This window comes from Longimicrobiaceae bacterium (genome assembly GCA_035696245.1).
Taxonomy (GTDB): domain Bacteria; phylum Gemmatimonadota; class Gemmatimonadetes; order Longimicrobiales; family Longimicrobiaceae; genus DASRQW01.
Genome location: DASRQW010000216.1, coordinates 1 through 3,416, shown reverse-complemented (window position 1 = coordinate 3,416; position 3,416 = coordinate 1). Strand labels below are relative to the sequence as shown.

Annotated in this window: 5 protein-coding genes; 1 reads left to right on the top strand and 4 read right to left on the bottom strand. The window is 69.8% G+C overall.

The genetic code is table 11. The annotated features are described in order from the left end of the window. From VFE05_10160 to VFE05_10145, 4 genes are all read right to left on the bottom strand, one after another. Positions 1 to 262 (bottom strand): 6-carboxytetrahydropterin synthase (locus VFE05_10160; GenBank protein ID HET6230419.1); only part of this gene is annotated, 262 nt, incomplete at its 3' end. A gap of 4 nt (positions 263 to 266) precedes the next feature. Further along, entirely contained in the window at positions 267 to 995 is a 729-nt protein-coding gene (locus VFE05_10155; GenBank protein ID HET6230418.1) for an SDR family oxidoreductase, read from the bottom strand. Positions 996 to 1,036: 41 nt separating this feature from the next. Then, complete coding sequence (gene folE, locus VFE05_10150) at positions 1,037 to 1,657, bottom strand: GTP cyclohydrolase I FolE (GenBank protein HET6230417.1); 621 nt, start codon at positions 1,655 to 1,657, stop codon at positions 1,037 to 1,039. Between the two features lie 8 nt (positions 1,658 to 1,665). Then, positions 1,666 to 2,076 (bottom strand): 6-carboxytetrahydropterin synthase, encoded by a 411-nt coding sequence (locus tag VFE05_10145; GenBank protein HET6230416.1) that lies wholly within the window; start codon positions 2,074 to 2,076, stop codon positions 1,666 to 1,668. 539 nt (positions 2,077 to 2,615) lie between these two features. Here VFE05_10145 and VFE05_10140 point away from each other — a divergent pair. Further along, positions 2,616 to 3,416, top strand: an 801-nt coding sequence (locus VFE05_10140) for an ABC transporter permease (protein HET6230415.1), incomplete at its 3' end; no start/stop codon positions are given.

The following is a 3,416-nucleotide window of genomic DNA, read 5'->3' as shown; positions in this document are numbered from 1 at the left end:
GGGCCTGGTTCTCGGCGCTGGGCTCGATCTCGGTGAAGGGCGGCAGGTCGTTGATGTTCTCGTGGTCCAGGTGGTCGGCGATGGCGCGCAGGTGCAGCTTAGCCTCGGTGAAGTCGTACGCCATGCCGCCCTCGCCCAGGGCGTCGAAGGCCAGGGCGGCCTCCACCTCATAGCGGTGGCCGTGCAGCTTCTCGCACTTGCCCTTGTAGCTGCGGAGGAAGTGCGCGGAGTCGTAGTGCGCCTTGACGCTGATCAGGTACATGGGCTCAGCCTGCCGCCTGCACGGCCACCACGGGGATCTCCACGTGGCGGGGTTGCGAGACGGCGAAGAGGACCACGCGCGCCACGTCTTCGGGCCGGAGCATCCCGGCGCGCGAGGGAAGGTCCGGATCCTGGTCTGGGTCCAGCGGGTCCCACAGCGGCGTGTCGGTGGCGGCGGGCTCCACCAGCGTGGCGCGAACGCCCGTGCCGCGGATCTCCTGGAGCAGCACCTCGTGCATGCCCCGCAGCCCGAACTTGCTGGCGGAGTACGCGGCGTTGCGCGGGAACGCGGTGCGGCCGGCGACGGAGCCGACGTTGACCACCAGCCCGTCGCGGCGGCGCAGCATGAGCGGCAGGAAGGCGCGGGTGACCAGGAAGGGCCCGCGAAGGTTCGCGTCCAGCTGCCGGTCGAAGTCCGCCGGGTCGGTCTCCGCGAACGGAGCGAGCGAGAAGGCGCCTGCGCAGTTGACGATCACGTCGGGCGCGTCGCCCAGCAGCTCGGCGACGTAGTTGGCCAGGCCGTGCACGCCTTCGGGAGACGAGACGTCGGCCGGGATCGCGTGGCCGCCCGCTTCGGCCGCGGCGCGCGCGAGCTCGTCGCGGGTGCGGGCCACCATGCCCACCCACGCGCCGCCGCGCACCAGCGCGCGAGAGACGGCGAGGCCGATGCCGCGCGAGCCGCCCGTGACCAGCACCGTCTTGCCGCGCACCCCCTCCACCCCGTCCGCCTCCATCGGCCCGCTCCGTCGTTCGTGTCCGTCCGCCAGCCGCGTGTCTACCCGAAGATGTTCGGCCGCGAGCACAGGCGCAGGAACTCCTCGCGCGTACCCAGGTCGTCCATGAAGACGCCCTTCATCGCGCTGGTGATGGTCTTCGAGTTCTGCTTCTCCACCCCGCGCATCATCATGCAGAGGTGCGCGGCCTCGATCACCACGGCCACGCCCTGCGGCTGCAGCACGTCCTGGATGGCCTGAGCGATCTGCTCGGTCAGCCGCTCCTGCACCTGGAGCCGGCGCGCGAACACCTCCACCACGCGAGGGAGCTTGGAAAGGCCCACGATGCGGCCGTTGGGGATGTAGGCCACGTGCACCTTGCCGAAGAACGGAAGCATGTGGTGCTCGCACATGGAGTACATCTCGATGTCCTTGACCAGCACCATGTTGTGGTGGTCCTCGTCGAACACCGCGTCGCCGATCACGTCGCGCACCGACATCCCGTAGCCGCGCGTGAGCCAGCGCAGGCTCTTCTCCACGCGCTCGGGCGTCTTGAGGATGCCCTGGCGGTCCGGGTCCTCGCCCAGCAGGCCCAGCATCTCCCGCACGTTGCGCTGGAACGGCGTGGCCTCGGCCTGCTCCGCCCCGGCCGCGCCCGGCACGACGTCTTCGCGGTCCGTCATCGGCTCCGTCATTCTCCGCTGTACTCCACGTAGTTGCGCGGCGTCTCCCACAGCACCAGCCGCACCAGGCGCCCGGCGGGCACGCGCGGCTCGATCTGGCTCCAGAGGGCGACCACCAGGTTCTCGGTGCTGGGCAGCACGCCGGCCAGCCACGGCACGTCGAGGTTCAGGTTGCGGTGGTCCAGGTCGCGGATCACCGCCTCGGCCTCGGCGCGCAGGACGCCCAGGTCCACCACGTAGCCCGTGTCCGGATCGGGCTCGCCCTCTACCGTCACGTCCAGCTCGTAGTTGTGGCCGTGCCAGTTGGGGCTGTTGCACAGGCCGAAGAGCCGCTCGTTCTCTTCCTGCGAGAAGGCGGGGTTGTGCAGACGGTGCGCGGCGCTGAAGTGCACCCGGCGGGTGACGCGGACCTTGGGCACGGCAGTGCTCTCCTGGACCCTATGAAAGCGAGAAAGGCCGGCCACGCGAGCGAGGCCGGCCCCAATCGGAGCGCAACGGGGAGGATTTTTGAAGCCATGTCGTTAGAACATGTTTGGGTGACCCTTCCACGATCTTCCGCCTTCCCCCGTGAGGGCGTGGCGTCCGGCGCGGAAATGGCCCCCGCTTCAAAACTGTTGGCTCAAAAATGTAGTTCCCCGGTGCGTCCGACGGGAAGTAAGATAATGGTTGATGCGGATCAGATCAAGCACTTGACAAATCCGCTTTTCCCGATCCATCAACACGCATCCAACTCCCTGTCGTGCAACAGGATGCGAAGATAGCACCGCATCCAAAATCACGCAAGTTGCCGGGAGATGCGCGGCACCCCTCGCGCTTCCGCTCCGCCCCGGGCCCGCATCGCCCCGGCCGATGCGCGGACGCGGAGCAAACCTTTTCGCCACGAGCCGCATCACATCGCCGAACACCCCTGCCGGGCGCCGCCTGGCGCTCCCGATTTCTACAATGTAGAATGGCCGCCATGAGCGCACCCCACGCCCGCCGCGATGGTCTCCCCCTCCCCCTCGCCGTGATGCGTACCCTGCTCCCCTCCGCCGAGCGCGACGAGGTGCTGGCGGACCTGCGCGCGGAAGCGGGCACGCGCCGCGAGCGGGACGGGAGATTCGCGGCGGGCGCGTGGCTGTGGCGGCAGGCGGCGGGCTCGGTGCCGGCGCTGCTGCGGCGCAGCTGGTGGCGGGGGTGGAACGGATTCGAGCCGCAGGCAAACCGACTTCAGCCCGGAGGTCCCATGCTGGAAAGCTGGATCATGGACGTGCGCTTCGCCGCCCGGCGGCTGCGAATACGGCCCACGTACGCGCTGCTCGCGGTGCTCACCCTGGCGCTGGGCGTGGGCGGCACGGCGGCCGTCTACAGCCTGGTGAAGGCCCTGCTGCTCGATCCCCTCCCCTACCGCGACGAGAAGAGCGTGGCCGTCTTCTGGAACACGTTCGACTGGTCGGAGCGCGAGTTCCTGATGCTGCGGGGGCGCTTCGACGGCTTCGGCCAGGTGGCGGCGTACCGCACGAACGACGTGACGCTGGAGCAGGGCGGCGGGCCGGCGCGCCTGCTGCCCGGCATCTCCTCGTCAGCCGAGCTGTTCTCGGTGCTGGGCGCGGCGCCGCTGGTGGGCCGCGGCTTTCAGCCGGGCGACGACCGGCCGGGCGCGGAGCCGGTGGCGGTGATCAGCTACGGGCTGTGGCAGGAGCTGGGCGGCAGCCGCACCATCATCGGCAGCCGCTTGAGCATAGGCGGGGCGCCGCGGACGGTGGTGGGGGTGATGCCG